The sequence below is a fragment of the Megasphaera massiliensis genome, assembly GCF_036305205.1.
In the GTDB taxonomy this organism is placed as follows: Bacteria; Bacillota; Negativicutes; order Veillonellales; family Megasphaeraceae; genus Megasphaera; species Megasphaera massiliensis.
Genome location: NZ_JAXIXE010000009.1, coordinates 46,748 through 63,728 on the forward strand (window position 1 = coordinate 46,748; position 16,981 = coordinate 63,728).

12 protein-coding genes, 1 CRISPR repeat array and 1 riboswitch (1 of these 14 only partly in view) are annotated in these 16,981 nt (G+C 50.9%); of the genes, 4 read left to right on the plus strand and 8 right to left on the minus strand.

The features are described from left to right. Positions 1-36: 36 nt before the first annotated feature. Together ppk1 and UCI88_RS01635 are read right to left on the minus strand one after the other, a co-directional pair. The gene (gene ppk1 / locus UCI88_RS01630) at positions 37-2,205 is read right to left on the minus strand and encodes a polyphosphate kinase 1 (protein WP_225069667.1); all 2,169 of its coding nucleotides are present in this window, start codon (positions 2,203-2,205) and stop codon (positions 37-39) included. A gap of 7 nt (positions 2,206-2,212) precedes the next feature. Next, the gene (locus tag UCI88_RS01635; RefSeq protein ID WP_044504098.1) at positions 2,213-3,757 is read right to left on the minus strand and encodes a Ppx/GppA phosphatase family protein; all 1,545 of its coding nucleotides are present in this window, start codon (positions 3,755-3,757) and stop codon (positions 2,213-2,215) included. 410 nt (positions 3,758-4,167) lie between these two features. Between UCI88_RS01635 and ppx the strand changes: the two genes are divergently transcribed. Beyond that, a complete protein-coding gene (gene ppx, locus UCI88_RS01640; RefSeq protein ID WP_044504099.1) occupies positions 4,168-5,703 on the plus strand; it encodes an exopolyphosphatase in 1,536 nt (511 codons plus the stop codon). Between the two features lie 78 nt (positions 5,704-5,781). Here ppx and thiC read toward each other — a convergent pair whose 3' ends face one another. Then, positions 5,782-7,083: a phosphomethylpyrimidine synthase ThiC gene (thiC, locus tag UCI88_RS01645; RefSeq protein WP_044504100.1), complete on the minus strand. Its 1,302-nt coding sequence runs from the start codon at positions 7,081-7,083 to the stop codon at positions 5,782-5,784. 74 nt (positions 7,084-7,157) lie between these two features. Beyond that, positions 7,158-7,261, minus strand: a riboswitch (TPP riboswitch). A gap of 153 nt (positions 7,262-7,414) precedes the next feature. On the opposite strand from thiC, the gene UCI88_RS01650 reads away from it, so the two are divergent. After that, entirely contained in the window at positions 7,415-8,134 is a 720-nt protein-coding gene (locus UCI88_RS01650; RefSeq protein WP_044504101.1) for an SIMPL domain-containing protein, read from the plus strand. A gap of 128 nt (positions 8,135-8,262) precedes the next feature. Next, on the plus strand, positions 8,263-9,132 hold the full coding sequence (locus UCI88_RS01655; RefSeq protein ID WP_044504102.1) for a phosphoribosylaminoimidazolesuccinocarboxamide synthase: 870 nt from the start codon (positions 8,263-8,265) through the stop codon (positions 9,130-9,132). A 59-nt stretch (positions 9,133-9,191) separates the two neighbouring features. On the opposite strand, the gene UCI88_RS01660 is transcribed toward UCI88_RS01655, so the two are convergent. From UCI88_RS01660 to ade, 5 genes are all read right to left on the minus strand, one after another. Then, positions 9,192-10,256: an ABC transporter substrate-binding protein gene (locus tag UCI88_RS01660; RefSeq protein WP_044504103.1), complete on the minus strand. Its 1,065-nt coding sequence runs from the start codon at positions 10,254-10,256 to the stop codon at positions 9,192-9,194. Between the two features lie 14 nt (positions 10,257-10,270). Next, positions 10,271-11,050, minus strand: a complete 780-nt coding sequence (locus UCI88_RS01665) for an ABC transporter permease (protein WP_044504104.1) — start codon at positions 11,048-11,050, stop codon at positions 10,271-10,273. After that, the gene (locus UCI88_RS01670; protein ID WP_044504105.1) at positions 11,050-11,877 is read right to left on the minus strand and encodes an ABC transporter permease; all 828 of its coding nucleotides are present in this window, start codon (positions 11,875-11,877) and stop codon (positions 11,050-11,052) included. Before UCI88_RS01670 ends, UCI88_RS01665 begins: the two co-directional genes overlap by 1 nt. Continuing rightward, the gene (locus tag UCI88_RS01675) at positions 11,870-12,940 is read right to left on the minus strand and encodes an ABC transporter ATP-binding protein (RefSeq protein ID WP_044504106.1); all 1,071 of its coding nucleotides are present in this window, start codon (positions 12,938-12,940) and stop codon (positions 11,870-11,872) included. Before UCI88_RS01675 ends, UCI88_RS01670 begins: the two co-directional genes overlap by 8 nt. 243 nt (positions 12,941-13,183) lie before the next feature. Then, positions 13,184-14,926: an adenine deaminase gene (gene ade / locus UCI88_RS01680; RefSeq protein WP_256179954.1), complete on the minus strand. Its 1,743-nt coding sequence runs from the start codon at positions 14,924-14,926 to the stop codon at positions 13,184-13,186. 193 nt (positions 14,927-15,119) lie between these two features. On the opposite strand from ade, the gene UCI88_RS01685 reads away from it, so the two are divergent. Next, a complete protein-coding gene (locus tag UCI88_RS01685) occupies positions 15,120-16,535 on the plus strand; it encodes an NCS2 family permease (protein ID WP_330023929.1) in 1,416 nt (471 codons plus the stop codon). Positions 16,536-16,625: 90 nt separating this feature from the next. Continuing rightward, positions 16,626-16,981: direct repeats of the CRISPR family, unit length 32 nt; unit sequence GTTTCAATCCACGCACCCGTTTGGGTGCGACT (it continues 328 nt past the right edge of the window).

Genomic DNA, 16,981 nt, shown 5'->3' on the forward strand with positions numbered 1-16,981 from the left:
CTTACCATTTTAGCAAAGGCCGCAGGCATTGTCAATTTAGTTGTCGCCCTGTTCCGTCGGATCCGTCGGACGCGGGCGAAGGACGATATTGCGCAGCTTCCGCACTTCACGCTTGCGGTGTGCCGGAAGTTTTTCCGCTTCACGCTGGCAGGTATCCTGGGCATTAACCGCTTTTCCTGTTCGTTCGTCAGCCAGATAACGGTACGAACCGTCTTGATTCATGGCGTAGGCTTTGACGTTGTCATCAAAATAGAGTTTCAGGATATGTTTAATCTGTTCTTTATGAGGTGCAAATTCGACAGGTGTCATCAATTCGACGCGTTCATTCAGGTTTCGCGGCATCCAGTCAGCCGAGGAAATGAAGACGTCTTCACTGCCGCCGTTATAGAAGTAGAATAAGCGGCTGTGTTCCAGGAAGCGGCCGACGATGCTGTGGACTTCAATGTTGTCACTGATGCCGGGGAGGCCCGGACGAAGGACGCAGATACCGCGGACGATGAGGTGGATCTTGACGCCGGCTGCCGAGGCTTCATAGAGTTTAGCAATGACTTCTTTATCGAGGAGCGAATTCATCTTAGCGACGATGAGCGCTTTTTTCCCGGCTTTGGCCCAAGCGATTTCCTGGTCGATTTCCTGATAAATGGTTTCCCGCAGGTTCAACGGTGCCACAGCCAGTTTATTCCATTCCGGAGGATCGGAATAGCCTGACAAGAGGTTAAAGAAAGCCGACGCGTCGACTCCGATGAGGGTATTAGACGTCAAGATACCGACGTCAGTATAGATGCGTGCCGTCTTGCCGTTATAGTTGCCCGTTGCCAGGTGGACGTAGCGGCGGATACCGTCCTCTTCCCGGCGGACGACGAGGGTGATCTTCGAGTGTGTCTTGAGCCCCATAATACCGTAAATGACGTGGCAGCCGGCTTTTTCCAGCTTACGGGCCATGAGAATGTTGTTTTCTTCGTCAAAGCGAGCCTTGACTTCCATCAGGACCGTGACCTGCTTGCCGTTTTCGGCCGCCTGAGCCAGGGCTGCGATGATCGGCGACTGACTGCTGACGCGGTACAGGGTCTGTTTAATGGCCAAAACGTCGGGATCGATAGCGGCCTGATGGATGAAGTATTCTACCGTTTCAAAGGTTTCATACGGGTGGTGCACCATGATATCCCGTTCGGCAATGGCCGACCAGATATCGGTACTGCCCATGGCCGCCAGTTCCGACGACGGCTGTGGTTTTACCGGCGGATAGCGCAGTCCGTCGAAGCCTTCGATGCCGACGAAGGAGAAGAATACCTTGCAGTCAAGGGGCCCCGGGATATAATAGATATCCCGTTCTTCCAGCTGCAATTCGTCGCGCAGGAATTCGCGGATCATGCGGCTCGAGGAAGCTGCCAGCTCGAGGCGAACGGCTGCCCCCTTGCGGCGTTTTTTCAAACTCTTTTCTACTTCGACCAACAGATCTTCTACGTCGTCGTCGATAGCCAGGTCAGCATCACGGGTAATCCGGAAGGGAGCCACTTCTAAGATCTCACAACCGAGGAAGAACCGATCGGCATAGGCCGCGATGATGTCTTCCAAAAAGAGGAACTGATGGCCTTCGGCCTGCTCTCCCACAGGCGACACGCTCTGGGGAACTTCGATGATGCGGTTGATGACCGACGACGGCACCGGCAGGATGGCCGTCTTGACCGACGGATCCCCGTGCTTGCGACGAAGGAGGACGGCCAAGTCCAGATTCAGGCTGGACAAGAACGGGAAAGGATGGCTGGAGTCGACGGCCATGGGCGTAACGACGGGATAGATTTCGCGGCCGAAGAACTCGTCGAGCCACATATGCTGGTCTTCGTTGAGGTCGTCGACACCGATAAAGTGAATGCCGTGATCCTGTAATTTCTGCTGAATACCATCGTAATAGCGGTACTGGTCGGCGACGAGTTCGTGGACCATGGACTGGATGGCATCGAACTGTTCCGCCGGGGTCATGCCGGCAATATCGATATGTCTGACACCACTTTCGACGAGGTGTTTGACACCGGCGACGCGAATCATGAAGAATTCATCCAAGTTCGAAGAAGCAATGGCGATGAAATTCAGCTGTTCCAACAAAGGGTTCGACGGCACGATAGCTTCGCGCAAAACCCGTTCGTTGAATTTGATCCACGTACATTCGCGATTTAAATAATATTGAGCATCTGTAAAATCTGGCATAATTATCTTATCCTTTCACTAATTTCGTCGAAATGCCAAAGACTTCGGAAAAGTTGACAGCCATCTTCATATAGGTCCAGCGTTCCAAAGAAATATCGGAATCGGCCGTATAATAGACGATCAATTCATCTTCACCGAGTTCGGCCCGAAGATCACTGATTTTGCCTAAATGGCTCTTATCCAAAGAGTCAGCCAGTCGGAAAATAGCCGTTAATTTTGCGGTAATGACTTTCTGACGGGGTGTCAACTCGTGATAGACGGCCGATGACTCCTGCAAAGTCCCATCGAAGGCGTAATACAAGACGGCGGCCAGGATCTGTTTTTCATCGTCGGCCAAGCCGAAGATATCCGTCTCTCCGATGAGGTTATACGTACAGAGATTGTGTTTGCGGATATTGATAAATTTACCCGTTTCATGAAAAATCGCAGCCATCTGCAACAAGTATTTCGTTTCATAACGAAGACCGATGAATTTGTACAGGGCCTCAAAGAGAACGTTGCAGTAGCCTTCGATTCGTGTCGAATGGATGGAATCGTACAAGTATTTATTCGCCATGCGGCGCATCATATCGAGGCGCAGGGCCTGTAGTTTTTCTATGTAAGGATGCTTCGTTTTTTGAGCCACATAGTACATCGTGTAGCCTTCAGTAAAGGTCGTCGGCATGACGACCAGCATGTCGATGTCCACCAGCCGAAGGAGTTCATAGTACAAGAGAATCGTCGGCATAATGACGTTGGCCAGGTTCTGCGACAAGCCGAAACGCTTCATGAGTTTAAAAGGGGTAACGCCTTTTAAAGAATAGATGAATTGACGCAGTTCCTGCGCCGTAATCAGGAACAAGCCGTCGTCACTGGCCTTACCCATGATCCGTGCGATAAGGCTGCCGCCTCGGCCGGAGAGTACGATATACTTGATATCGTACTGCTGAACGCCCTTCCACAAGGGGTACAAGGTGCCGTAAATGTACTCGCGGACCGCCGTCGGGAAGGTCAGCTCGTTGCGCTGCTTTTCGGTAAAGTTTTCCAAGATGCGCAGAGAACCGATGTTGATATTCTGCTGGAACAAGAGGTGGTCTTTCTTCCAGCCCGTCAGGCCAACGCCGCCGGATGTGATGTCGAGCAGCATAACTGCCTTGTCGGCAAAGTTGAATTTCCCTTTCAGCACATTATAATAAAGACCAAAGAACTTGTAGAAAATCTCCTTGGTCATGTGGGTTACTTCAACGTGGAACCCTGTGCGGATACGAATCTGGTCGAGGACATTAATCAAATTATCGGCTTCACTGATAGCCGTCGTCGATAAAACGCGAACGTCCTTTACATCATAGTCGCGAAGCAGCTGTCGGAATCCCAGTAAGACCTGGCAAATTTCATTCAGTGATTGAAAGCTGACGTGGCGGCTCTGAAATACCATTTCGCCATATTTTACTTCTTGAGCTACGTTTTCGATGATCTCCATATCGTCGAGCGATGAATAAGAGATGATTTTCATCGTCATATTGACCGTACCGAGATGGATGATACCCAAAACATTCCGGGTCTTTTTTTCCATTATTCTCCCCACTTTTCTAAACAATATCCTCGCAGTTACGCGGAGGCTACTTCTATTATACATGAAAGTTAGTTTGGTTATGTATATTTTTTGTAAAAAATCATCGTTTTTCTTTACATTTATCTTTCATTGTTTCCTGTACAAGGACATAAAAAAACGTCTGCTTTTCCGCCGAAAGGAAGTTATTCGATCCGCTGTCAATGCGTATTTATCCCAGTTTTTTCTCAAATTGGCCAATGGATAAACGCCTTGTTATAACCAGGGTGCCATAAAACAAAAAAAGCAGATATCCGCATAATGCGGACAAAAAAGTTAGTGTGAAGGAATTTTTCTTTTTTTTACTAATTTATTTGTAGTATAATAGAACGGATAACCGATTCCGGTAAACATATAGAGAAATGAGGTATATCATGGAAAAATTAGCCATTATCGACTTGGGCTCCAACTCCATACGTTTCGTCGTCATGCAAATCACAGACAACCAGTCCTATTCCCTGCTGTATCAAGAAAAAGAAGCCATCCGCTTAGGACACGGTCTGAACCAAACCGGCGCACTCAGTGAAGAAGGGATTCAGCGGGCTTTGACTTGTCTCCATGTCTATAAACATATTATGACCGTTCTCGGCATCAAGGAATGTCGTGCCGTCGCCACGGCGGCCGTCCGCAATGCCAGCAACGGCGAAGAATTTCTAAAGCGCGTCAATGACGAAACGGGCATCACCATGAACATCATCACCGGTGAGCGCGAAGCCTACCTCGGCTATTTAGGCGTCATCAATACCATTGCCATGAAGGACTTTCTCCTCTTCGACTTAGGCGGCGCCAGCGTCGAAATGACCTTAGTCCAGGACGGCGAAAACATTCATTCCATCTCCCTCCCCATCGGGGCCGTTACCTTGACGGAAAAATTCAACACCCAGGGCAACCCAGACGAGGAAGCGATTGCGGCCTGCTTGAAATATATCCGCAAAAAGATGAATGAAGTCGAATGGCTCCCCCATATCAACCTGCCCATTATCGGAATCGGCGGCACGGCACGTAACATTGCCAAAATTGACCAGCGGGCTACGAATTATGAGTTATCGAAACTCCACAATTACATCATGCCCTTAGAACACTTTGAAAACATCTTTGAAACCCTCTCGACCCATTCCAGTGCCAACCGTAAGAAGATCCCCGGCCTTTCCAGCGACCGCTCAGATCTCATCGTCGCCGGCGCTGCCGTCATCAAAGCCATCTTCGATGTAACCGGCAGTTCGGAAATGGTCGTCAGCGGCTGCGGTCTCCGCGAAGGCTTATTCTTTGAATACTATGCGTCGTACTGCAACCTGCCGTCACCTCGTTTCGACGACATCCTCGACTTCAGCGTCAAGAATTTTATCGGCACCCTTAACGGCTTTATTTTAAACAAGGGACACTATGAGCAGGTCACGCGCATTGCCACCCAGCTTTTCGACGAGCTCCAGCCCCTCCATGGCTACGGCGAACGCGAACGACTGCTGCTGCAGACAGCGGCCCGTCTCCACGACGTCGGCAAGATCGTTAACTTTTACGACCATGCCCGCCATTCGGCCTTCATGATTTCCCAAGCCCCGCTTTACGGCCTCACGCAAATCGAACAGATCCTGACCGGTTTCATCGCCGGCTTCCACCACGGCATCAGCCGCAAAATTCTCCGGGCGTACCGCTATGACCACATGGCCTCGGCCGAAGACTGGGTCATGATCCGCAAGCTGTCGACCATTTTAGCCTTGGCCGAAGCCTCGGACCTCACGTACGAACAAATCGTCACCGATGTCGACGTCACCATGGCCGAAAACGTCGCCGTCGTCATCTTATCCACCAAGCCCGACTCGACATATAACGCCGCCGATTACGAAATGAAGCAACTGAACAAGCAATTTAAAAAAGAATTTGGCGCCTCCCTGTTATTGGTCTGGCGATAAAAACTTATACATGCCAAAGGGGCTGTCTGTGAACGTCATTCACGGACAGCCCCTTTTATAATGGGTGATTTTATGTAATTAGCGGATCGATACGTCTTCACCGGCCAGGATGCGTTTCATGGTACGAGCCGGGCACATCTTGCCGCACATCGTGCAGGTCCCTTCGCATTCGGGCTTGCTCGATTCATAATACCGGCGGGATTTTTCCGGATCGATAGACAGGGCAATCATGGTGTCAAAGTCGACTTCGACGCGGGCCTTGCTCATAGCGTCGTCCCATTCCTGGGCGCCGGGAATACCTTTGACGAGGTCGGCGGCGTGAGCTGCAATGCGGGCAGCGATGATACCTTCCTTAACGTCTTCGACGGTCGGCAGGCGCAGGTGTTCTGCCGGCGTAACGTAGCACAGGAAGTCGGCACCGCTCGATGCCGCAATGGCACCGCCGATGGCACTGGTAATATGGTCATAGCCCGGAGCGATATCGGTAACCAAAGGCCCGAGGACGTAGAACGGAGCCCCGTGGCAGAGTCTTTTTTCAAGCTTCATGTTAGCAGCGATTTCGTTGAGCACCATATGGCCCGGGCCTTCGATCATGACCTGGACATTGTGGTCCCAAGCCCGTTTCGTCAGTTCGCCGAGGGTAATGAGTTCTTCGATCTGAGCGGCATCGGTCGCATCGTGGGTACAGCCGGGACGGCAGGCATCGCCAAGGCTCAAGGTGACGTCATATTTTTCACAGATGTCGAGGAGGCGATCGTAATATTCATAGAAAGGATTTTCCTGGTCGTTCATTTCCATCCAGGCAAAGAGGAGCGAGCCGCCGCGGGAGACGATGTTAGTCAGGCGCGGATTGTCTTTGATGCGCTGTGCCGTCTTGCGGTTCATGCCGCAGTGGATGGTCATGAAGTCGACGCCGTCTTCGGCGTGCTGTTCGACAACAGAAAAGAATTCGTCGACGCTGATGTCTTTCAGGTCTTTATCGAGCATGCCGACAGCGTCATACATGGGAACGGTCCCGATCATGGCCGTCGACATTTTGACTAATTTGCGGCGGAAGTCCCGAGTCTTACCGAAGTTCGACAAGTCCATGATGGCTTCGGCCTTCATATCGATGGCGTTCTGCACCTTCTGCAGTTCTTCTTCATGGTTGTTGTGTTCCGGCGAAACGCCTAAGTTGACGTTGATCTTGGTGCGGCAGTCCTGGCCGACGGCTTCAGCCGACAGGCTTTCATGCATCTTATTGGCCGGAATGGCGACCTTGCCGCTGGCGACGAGGGCCATCAGTTTTTCAATAGCCATCTTTTCCTTTTCAGCGACGACCTTCATCTGCGGCGTGACGATTCCCTTGCGGGCCGCATCCATTTGTGTTGTGTAATCCATTATAAAATCCTCCTATATAGAAAATGACGATTGCCACAAAAAAAGCCCACCGCGCGGCCTCCGCAGGTGAGCTTTATAATCCCGTAAAGCTTCCCTCCGGCGGCATTATCCGCATCAGGTAAAGGGTCAAGTGTAATCCAGCACTTTTCTCAGCCCGAAGGCTCCCCTAGCTTCTTTTATGTATCTTAAAATATTATAGTATGCCCGGCCAAAAAATGCAATACTTCTGTAACATTCTAAGTAGACAAATGTCCTGATTTTCTTTTGGGAGTGGATATGTTCTGTCAGATATGATATAATCGATACAATCATTACAAAGGAGGTTATTTACATGAAAAAAATGTCTTTAAAAGGCCTCGTCGTGGCCGCTATGCTCGCATCCTCTCTCTTTGTTACTGCCCCTCAGGCTTTCGCTGAAGGCCCCCAGCCGTCCGTCGTCACCGTCACCGGCTATGCCCAGCAGGAAGTCGCTCCTGACACGGCATATATTACCATCGGTACATCCAGCACCGATGCCGACGCTCAGCAGGCTCGTACCAAGAACAATCAAGTCATGAACAACGTCACCAACGCCATCAAAGCGATGGGCATCCCGGCAGACAACCTCAAAACCACCGGCTTCTACATGTCGCCCAACTATGATGTAAAAGGCTCTAAGGTCACCTCCTATACGGTAACCAACAGCCTGACCGTCAAAGTCAGCGATCTCAGCCTGATTTCGCAGGTCATCAGCAAAGCCGGCAGCCTCGGTGCCAACCAGATCGATAACATTCGTTTCACCAACGAACATTCCGATCAGATTAAGGACAACCTCATTAAAGAAGCTGTCCACAATGGCCAGCGTGCCGCTCAGGCAGCCGCTTCCGCCTCCGGCACCCAACTCGGCGCCGTAAAGGAAATCAACATTTCCGGAAACAGCCCGTCCTACAGCCGCGCTTACAGCAACGTAAGAATGTTGTCGGCCAAGCTGGAAGATGCTGAATCTACGCCTGTCGAAGCCGGTACCAACACCCTGAGCCAGACAGTCAACATCACCTATTATCTGAAATAAACCGCTTCCCGTATGGGGACGAAATAAAAAAGGAGCCTTCGGGCTTCTTTTTTATTTCCTTAAAATATGCTATGATATTAGTGTTCAAAAAATAATTGAATAGTTCTGAATCATGGAGGCCAGACAAGATGAAAGAATACACCCCTTTTAAATCCGGTAAAGTACGTGAAGTCTATGACGCAGGTGACAGCATTATCATGGTTGCAACGGACCGCATTTCCGCTTTCGACCATATGCTGAAAAACAAGATCACCAAAAAGGGCGCCATCCTGACGCAGATGTCCAAATTTTGGTTCGATATGACGTCCGACATCATCCCGAACCACATGATCTCTGTCGACAACGCTGACATGCCGGAATTCTTCCAGCAGGAACAGTTCGTCGGCAACAGCATGAAATGCCAGAAACTGACGATGATCCCTATGGAATGCATCGTCCGCGGTTATATCACCGGCAGCGGCTGGGAAAGCTACCAGCAGAACGGTACGGTTTGCGGCATTAAATTACCGGCAGGCCTCACAGAATCAGAAAAACTCCCGGAACCGATCTTCACGCCGAGCACCAAGGCTGAACTCGGTGACCACGATGAAAACGTCTCCCTCGAAGAAGGCGCCGCTTACATCGACAAAGTATTCCCGGGAAAGGGCATGGAATACGCTGAAAAGATTCGCGACTACACCATTGCCCTCTATAAAAAATGTGCCGAATACGCCCTCTCCAAAGGCATCATCATCGCCGATACGAAATTCGAATTCGGTCTCGATGAAAATGGCACCATCGTCTTAGGCGACGAAATGCTTACGCCGGACAGCTCCCGCTTCTGGCCCCTCGAAGGCTATAAAGCAGGGCAAAGCCAGCCGTCGTATGACAAACAGTTCGTCCGTGACTGGCTCAAGGCCAACCCGGACAGCGACTACCTCCTGCCTCAGGACGTCATCGACAAGACGATTGAAAAATACGAAGAAGCCTATGAAATGCTGACAGGCAAAAAAATCTAATCCCATCCAGGCATCAAAAAAAGGACTGCACCCATCGGGTGACAGTCCTTTTTCGTTATCTACCAGACTTTTACCTGAATCCACTGATCGTTATAATACTTATCTTCCCGTTCCCCTAAGTAGCGGTACGTTTCCTGTCCGGCATAGGCTTCTTTTGGCGGGAAGACGACGGGATTATCCTTATAATCTTCATCTTCTTCCATCTCCGGAACGGCGATATTCGGCGTCGAATAGGTCAGGTATTCAAAGTTCTTCAGAGCAATGTCGGGACGGCTCATGAAGTCGATGAATTTATGGGCATTTTCGACGTGGGCCGCATTTTTAGGAATGACCCAGGAATCAATCCAAAGGTTGGTTCCTTCCTTAGGAATGACGTATTCCAAATTCCGATTGGCCAAGATCATCCGCAGGGCTTCGCCGGAAAAGACGACACCCATGGCCGCTTCGCCGGAGACGAGTTTATCTTTCACATCGTCGATGCCGTAAGCCTGAACCAAAGGCTTCTGCGCAATGAGCAGGTCTCTGGCCTGTGCAATTTGGGCCGGATCCGTCGTATTTAGGGAATAGCCGAGGAGTTTCAAGGCGACCATGAAGGAATCGCGGGGCGAATCCTGCATGATGATTTCGTTCTTATACTTTTCATTCCACAAAATGGACCAGCTGTCGACAGGGTCATCGACCATGGTCTTATTATAGACGATGCCGACGGTGCCCCAACAGTACGGAACGGAATAGCGGTTGCCCGGATCAAAGAACTCCGACTGCTGCCAGAACTGCTCTCCGACATACTGCCGCGCATTGGGCAGCTGCGAATAGTCGAGGGGCTGCAGCAACCCGTTGTGAATCATCTTTTGAATCATATAGTCCGACGGGCAAATGACGTCATAGCGTTCGGCGCCTGCCGCCACTAACGGATACATACTTTCATTGGTGTCGAATTCATCCATGATGACGCGGATGCCCGTTTCTTCTTCAAACTGTGTAATCGTATCGGGGTCGACATAGTCCCCCCAGTTATAGACGTAGACGACGTTGTCTCCGTCTTCCTCCCCTTCCAGGAACCCGCAGCCTGATAAGGCCAAGACACAAAAGAGTCCCATGAGGAGCAGTCGAATATATTTCATGACAGGCCTCCCTTTTATAAATCTCGTCCCAAGGCCAATCGCTTGCGGTTCATCGTGAGCAAGACGGCAAAGACCAAGACAAAGACGAACACCAGTGTCGACAGGGCATACATTTCCGGATGGATGCCGAGTTTCAATTCTGCGTAAATTTCAGTCGGCAGCGTATCGATGCCGGCGCCCTTCGTAAAATGGGTGATGATGAAATCATCGGCAGACATGGTAAAGGCCAGCATGAATCCGGCTAAGAGACTGGGACGCAGCTCCGGCAGGACGACGCGGCGAAAGGCAACAAAAGGCGTGGCTCCAAGATCTCGTGCCGCATCGTAGCAGCTGCGGTCGAGGGACAGGAACTGAGGCATGATGCACAAGATGACATAAGGCAGGTTAAAGACGACATGAGCCATAAGGATGGAACCATAACCAAGGCGCAGACCCATGCCGAGAAAGAGCAGCATCAGTGAAATCCCGGTAACGATATCGGCATTTAAAAGGGGCAGACTGGCTACCCCGAGGAGGACCGAGCGCTGCTTGCGTCCCATACCGCGCAAAGCCATGCAGGTAATGAGGCCCAGGATGGTCGCCAGAGCCGCCGACGTCAGGCCGATGGTAATCGTATTCTGCAAGGCTTCGAGGATTCCTTCATTTTCAAAGAGTTCACCGTACCACTGCAAAGTAAACCCCGTCCAGTGACCGCGATAGCGGCTGGCGTTGAAGGACTGGGCAATGAGGACGCCGATGGGCGCATAGAGAAAGAGAACGACTAAGGCCACATAGCCTTTTTTCCATTTTTCCATCATTTCTTCACCTGCCCTTCACTGCGGTCAAAGTAAGCCGTCATCACCATATTGACGATGATGAACAGCATCAGCACCAGGGATAAGCCGCTCCCTAAGTGCCAGTCGTAAGCCATTGTAAATTCCTGTTCGACAATGTTGCCGATGAGGAGGACCTTATTGCCCCCTAAAAGGCCGCTGATGAAGAACGTCGTCAGCGAAGGAATAAAGACCATGGTAATGCCGCTGATGGCACCGGGCAGGGACAAGGGCAGGATGACCTTGGTAAAGGTCTGCCAGGAACTGGCCCCAAGGTCGCGGGCAGCGGCAATGACGTTGCGGTTGATTTTGCTCAAAGATACGTAGAGGGGCAAAATCATATAAGGTAAAAAGTTATAGATCATGCCGATGACAATCGCTGCCGGCGTGTTGATGAGCACGACGTCCGGCAGGGACAAAAGGCGCAAGAACTGATTGAGGATACCGTTCTTTTCAAGAATCGTCTGCCAAGCCATGGTCGTCAGCATGGAATTCATCCACATAGGAAGGACGAACAACAGAAATAAGAGGGTACTCTTACTCCGCTTTTCTTCAGTCAAAATGAGGCATAGCGGATAGGCCACGAGAAGACAGACAACCGTACTGACTAAGGCCAGGAGCAAGGACAGTTCCAGGGATTTTAAATATTCCCAGTGAGCAATGAGGCTGATATTCGCTAACGTAAAAGTCCCGCTGCTGTCGGTCAGGCCGTACCAGGCGATGGCCACGAGGGGACAGAAAATAAACAGGATTGCCCAAATGAGGAAGGGCAACGTAAACAGATTGCGGATCGCTGCCGAGTTAATCATTTTCCATCGCCCTTTCGTCTTCGGATTCCGGTTTATTCATGATTTGGATATTAAAAGGATCGACTTCCAAGCTTACTTCGTCGCCCGGTTCATAATTCTTCGTCGATTTGACCAGCCATTCGATATTCCGGGCCTGAATAGTAATGTTATAGTTCATGCCTTCAAAGATGACTTTAGTGACAACGCCGTTGAAGCCGCCTTCCCGGGCCGGCCGCACTTCCATGTCTTCCGGACGAATCTGAACGTCGACGGGACGATTCGTACCGAAGCCGACGTCAACGCATTCAAAATCATAGTCGGCGATACGGACCAATTTATCGTGGACCATGAGGCCGTCGACGATGTTGCTGTCGCCGATGAAGTCGGCAACGAAAGCATTTTCCGGTTCATTGTAGATGCTTTCCGGCGTGCCGATCTGCTGGATATAGCCTTGGTTCATGACGACGACGATGTCAGACATGCTGAGTGCTTCCTCCTGATCGTGGGTAACGAAGACGAAGGTAATGCCCAACTCTTCTTTAATCTTGATGAGCTCGAGCTGCATACTGCGGCGCAGCTTCCGGTCCAAGGCACTGAGCGGTTCATCAAGAAGCAATACCCGAGGCTCATTGACGATGGCCCGAGCAATGGCTACGCGCTGCTGCTGGCCGCCGGAGAGGTCGACGATGTTGGCGTGTTCATAGCCGTCGAGGTTAACGAGTTTCAAGGCATAGCGGATCTTATCGCGGATGTAGTCGCGGGGCTTGCCGTGAATCTTGGGCCCGAAAGCGATGTTCTCGGCGACATCCATGTGCGAAAAAAGGGAATAATTCTGGAACACCGTATTGACCTGACGCCGATTGGGCGGCAACTGGGTAATATCCTTCCCATCAAAGAGGATTCGCCCTTTATCGGGTGTTTCAAAACCGGCAAGGAGCCGCAAAGTCGTCGTCTTGCCGCAGCCGCTCGGTCCTAAAAGGGTGACAAATGAATTTTCTGAAATGGTAAGATTCAACTCGTCTAATACCAGATGACCCTCATAGGATTTGGATACATTGTCCAAATAAATCAATTCTTTTGCCATTCTCACTTCTCCTTTTTATCCAACAGGACTCTAAAAAAAGGGATTTCGCACAAGCTGTCCCTTATGCGAGGTCCCTTCTTTCTATGATGGAATGTGGTTCCTGCCCCGTATGCGAAGTGCCTTACTAAAAGGCACCGTCTTTGCAGGAAGCCTGATTTAGGCTTCCTGATACATTAGGTATACTTTATTTTATTATAGCATATACCGTTGTATTTTTTCAAAGACAGGATACACTCTTCCGTTTCAGGACAGTTCAACGGGGACAAAATCAAAGGCCTCGACGTCGAATAATCCCGTATCGAGTAATTTAAGTTTTGGAATGACCGGCAGGCTCATGAAGCACAGCGTCATGATGACATCGACATCGGTACTGACACCTAAGAGACTGCGAGCCTTGTCATAAAGGTCATCGAGAGCGGCGTCGACTTCGGCAGCCGGCTTATCGCTCATCAGGCCGGCAATAGGCAGCGGAATGGCAGCCAATACCTTTCCGTCAAGGATGGCGGCCATACCGCCCTTCTGTTTTTCCAAGACTTCGACAGCAGCAGCCATATCCTTATTGCTGGCGCCGGCAACGATGATATTATGAGAGTCGTGGGCAATGGAAACGGCAACAGCTCCCTTCTGAAGCCCGTAGCCGCGGAGCAGACCGAGTCCGACGTTACCCGTACCGTGATGGCGTTCGACGACGGCGACTTTGATGATATCAACCTTTTCATCAAAGACGAAGTCGCCCTTTTCATCGCGCCGGATCTGAGCTTCGCCCTTTCCGGTAACGACGCCGCCGGGCATGATATCGATGGTCCGCACATGGTCGCTCTTTAAATGCATGACCAGTTTTTCTTCCGAGAAACCGGCAATCGTCACCGAACTGCCGACCGAGCTGTAATCGGCTCTCGTAAAGGGAGGCAGATAATGGCCGTTTTCAGCGACTTTCTGCCCTTCGATAAAGGTCGCCCGGACCTTGAAGTCCTGTAAATCTTCAAAGAGGACGATGTCAGCTCGCTTGCCCGGTGCCAAGGCGCCGCGGTCATCGAAATGATAGCATTCAGCAGCATTTAAGGTGCCCATGGTAATGGCTGCTTCCGGCGAGAGACCGGCGGCAACGCATAAGCGCAGGTGTTCGTTAAGGTGCCCTTTTTCAAAAATTGTCTTAGGATGAAGGTCATCGGAGCACAAGAGGAACCGCCGCAAGCTTTCCGGCGTCACGGCCTTGACCAATTTCGGCAGGTCGTGGCAGGCCGAGCCGTTGCGCAAGAGAACGTACATCCCGGCCTGGACCCGTTCTTCGGCATCACTTTTGCTGAAGCATTCATGGTCCGTCAAAATACGGGCCGAAATGTAGGCCTGGAGATCCTTGCCATGGACGCCGGGACTGTGACCGTCAATGGGTTTTCCCGTACCATAGGCCGTAATGAGCTTATCGAGGACGGCATCGTGTCCTTCAAGGATACCCGGGCAGTTCATGAATTCACCGACACCGAGGATGCGGTCATCTGCCAGAGGCGCTTCCATGTCTTTCGCTTCAAGGGTGGCACCGCTGTGGTCAAAAGGCGTAGCCGGCACACAAGACGGCACCATGAAATGGATATCGAGGGCTGTTTTTTCAGCGGCCTTCATCATGTATTCCAAGCCCTTTAGGCCACAGACGTTGACGATTTCATGGGGATCGGCCACGATGGTCGTCGTTCCGAAAGGTACGACCAGGCGGCCGAATTCTTCAGGACTGACATAACAGGACTCGATATGGATATGGCTTTCAATGAGGCCCGGTGCCGCATAGGCACCTTTCGCATCGATGACGTTCTTCCCTTCATAAGGGCCGCCGACGCCGGCAATGACGCCGTCAGAAACGACGATATCTCCCTTTCGAGTGGTCTGTGTATATACATCTACAATATGGCAATCTTTAATGACAAGGTCTCCCGGTTCAAGGCCCCGGGCAACGGCAATACGCCGTTTTAACTGGTTCCGCGTCACTGTCATAATGTACCCCCTTATTTCGTTAATATCATATATTTTATTGTTCTGACTCATTGTACCATATTCTCCCTTTTTTTGACAAAAGTATTGCCCAAATATGCTAAAGCCCCTATAATGATAATATTCCATAATATCTACTTGTCATTATTCATTATATTCATTTATGGCAGTATTAAAAAAGGAGTGTGAACAAGTTATGGAAAACCAACCGTCTTTTCTCGACCGTATTTTTCATCTCCGTGAAAACGGCACGACGGTACGCACCGAAATCCTAGCCGGGGTTACGACGTTTATGACTATGGCTTACATTCTGGCCGTCAACCCGACAATCATGAGCGCCGCCGGTATGGACAAGGGCGCCGTCCTGACGGCAACGGCCCTGGCTTCCCTCATCGGGACCTTGTGCATGGCCGTTTTTGCCAACTATCCCTTCGCTTTGGCACCGGGCATGGGGCTCAACGCCTTCTTTGCCTTTACGGTCGTACTGCAGATGGGCTACACCTGGGAAATGGCCTTAGCAGCCGTCTTCGTTGAAGGGATCATTTTCATCGTCTTGTCCCTGACCAATGTCCGCGAAGCCATTTTCAACGCCATTCCTATGACCCTGAAAAAGGCTGTTTCCGCCGGTATCGGCCTCTTCATTGCCCTTATCGGCCTCTTGAATGCCCAAATCATCGTCGCCAATCCGGCTACGAAAATCGCCCTCTTCTCCTTTAAGCAGTCTGCCGCTACGGGCACCTTCAATACCGTGGGCATCACGGTTCTCCTGGCCATGATCGGTATCATGTTCACCGGGGTCTTGATGGTCAAAAAAGTCCGCGGCAACATCCTTAAAGTCCGCGGCAACATCCTTTGGGGCATCCTCTTCACGTGGATCCTGGCCATCATCTGTGAACTTACCGGCCTCTACGTCCCCAATCCGGAATTACAAATGTTCAGTGTCATCCCGGATCTCTCCGGCGGTGCCGCTGCCTTTACCCCGGCCAGCCTGAGCCCGATTTTCGGACAACTCGACTTCAGCCGCGTCTTCAGCCTGGATTTCTTAGTCGTCATGTTCGCCTTCCTCTTCGTCGACATCTTCGACACCTTAGGAACCCTCATCGGCGTATCGTCCAAGGCTAACATGCTCGACGAAAACGGCCGTCTGCCCCGCATCAAAGGCGCCCTCTTAGCCGACGCCGTTGCAACGACCTTTGGTGCCGTCCTCGGTACCAGCACGACGACGACCTTCGTCGAAAGTGCTACCGGCGTCAGTGAAGGCGGCCGCACCGGTTTAACAGCCGTCTGCGTGGCCATCCTCTTCGCCTTATCCCTCTTCTTATCACCCTTCTTCATGGCCATTCCGGCCTTTGCTACGGCACCGGCCTTGGTCATCGTCGGCTTCCTCATGCTGACTGCCGTCGTCGGCATCGACTTTGACGACTTCAGCGAATCCATTCCGGCATACATCACGATCATTGCCATGCCTTTCTGCTACAGCATTTCAGAAGGTATCTCCTTCGGCATTATCTCGTATGTCTTCATCAACGTCTTGACCAACAAACGGGAAAAAATTTCCCTCCTCATGTACGTCCTAGCCGTCATCTTCGTCTTAAAATATATCTTCTTATAAGGTGATAGCAAAAAGGCTGTACCCCGTGAGAAACAAAATCACGGCGTACAGCCTCTTTTTTTGTGCCCAATTTTAAGGCGGCCAAACACAGCCTCAATCCACGCACCCGTTTGGGTGCGACGAAGAACCGGTGGTGGAAACGAAATGAAAAGAGAAGTTTCAATCCACGCACCCGTTTGGGTGCGACATGTCGCTCGTCAGTTAGTCATTGACGGCGACTTAGTTTCAATCCACGCACCCATTTGGGTGCGACATGGGGTTGTAGTATCCCTATCGCTTATCCACTCAGTTTCAATCCACGCACCCGTTTGGGTGCGACACTACAACGACTATGCAGAATTTGATTGATTCCATGTTTCAATCCACGCACCCGTTTGGGTGCGACTGCTCTTTTCCTGTTTTTGGCTATTTTCCTATACGTTTCAATCCACGCACCCGTTTGGGTG

Coding starts and splice junctions, on each gene's coding strand:
- UCI88_RS01655 (WP_044504102.1), top strand. CDS start 8,263: ATGAAAGAATACACCCCTTTTAAATCCGGTAAAGTACGTGAAGTCTAT.
- ppx (WP_044504099.1), top strand. CDS start 4,168: ATGGAAAAATTAGCCATTATCGACTTGGGCTCCAACTCCATACGTTTC.
- UCI88_RS01635 (WP_044504098.1), bottom strand. CDS start 3,757: ATGGAAAAAAAGACCCGGAATGTTTTGGGTATCATCCATCTCGGTACG.
- UCI88_RS01685 (WP_330023929.1), top strand. CDS start 15,120: ATGGAAAACCAACCGTCTTTTCTCGACCGTATTTTTCATCTCCGTGAA.
- UCI88_RS01660 (WP_044504103.1), bottom strand. CDS start 10,256: ATGAAATATATTCGACTGCTCCTCATGGGACTCTTTTGTGTCTTGGCC.
- ppk1 (WP_225069667.1), bottom strand. CDS start 2,205: ATGCCAGATTTTACAGATGCTCAATATTATTTAAATCGCGAATGTACG.
- UCI88_RS01670 (WP_044504105.1), bottom strand. CDS start 11,877: ATGATTAACTCGGCAGCGATCCGCAATCTGTTTACGTTGCCCTTCCTC.
- UCI88_RS01650 (WP_044504101.1), top strand. CDS start 7,415: ATGAAAAAAATGTCTTTAAAAGGCCTCGTCGTGGCCGCTATGCTCGCA.
- ade (WP_256179954.1), bottom strand. CDS start 14,926: ATGACAGTGACGCGGAACCAGTTAAAACGGCGTATTGCCGTTGCCCGG.
- thiC (WP_044504100.1), bottom strand. CDS start 7,083: ATGGATTACACAACACAAATGGATGCGGCCCGCAAGGGAATCGTCACG.
- UCI88_RS01675 (WP_044504106.1), bottom strand. CDS start 12,940: ATGGCAAAAGAATTGATTTATTTGGACAATGTATCCAAATCCTATGAG.
- UCI88_RS01665 (WP_044504104.1), bottom strand. CDS start 11,050: ATGGAAAAATGGAAAAAAGGCTATGTGGCCTTAGTCGTTCTCTTTCTC.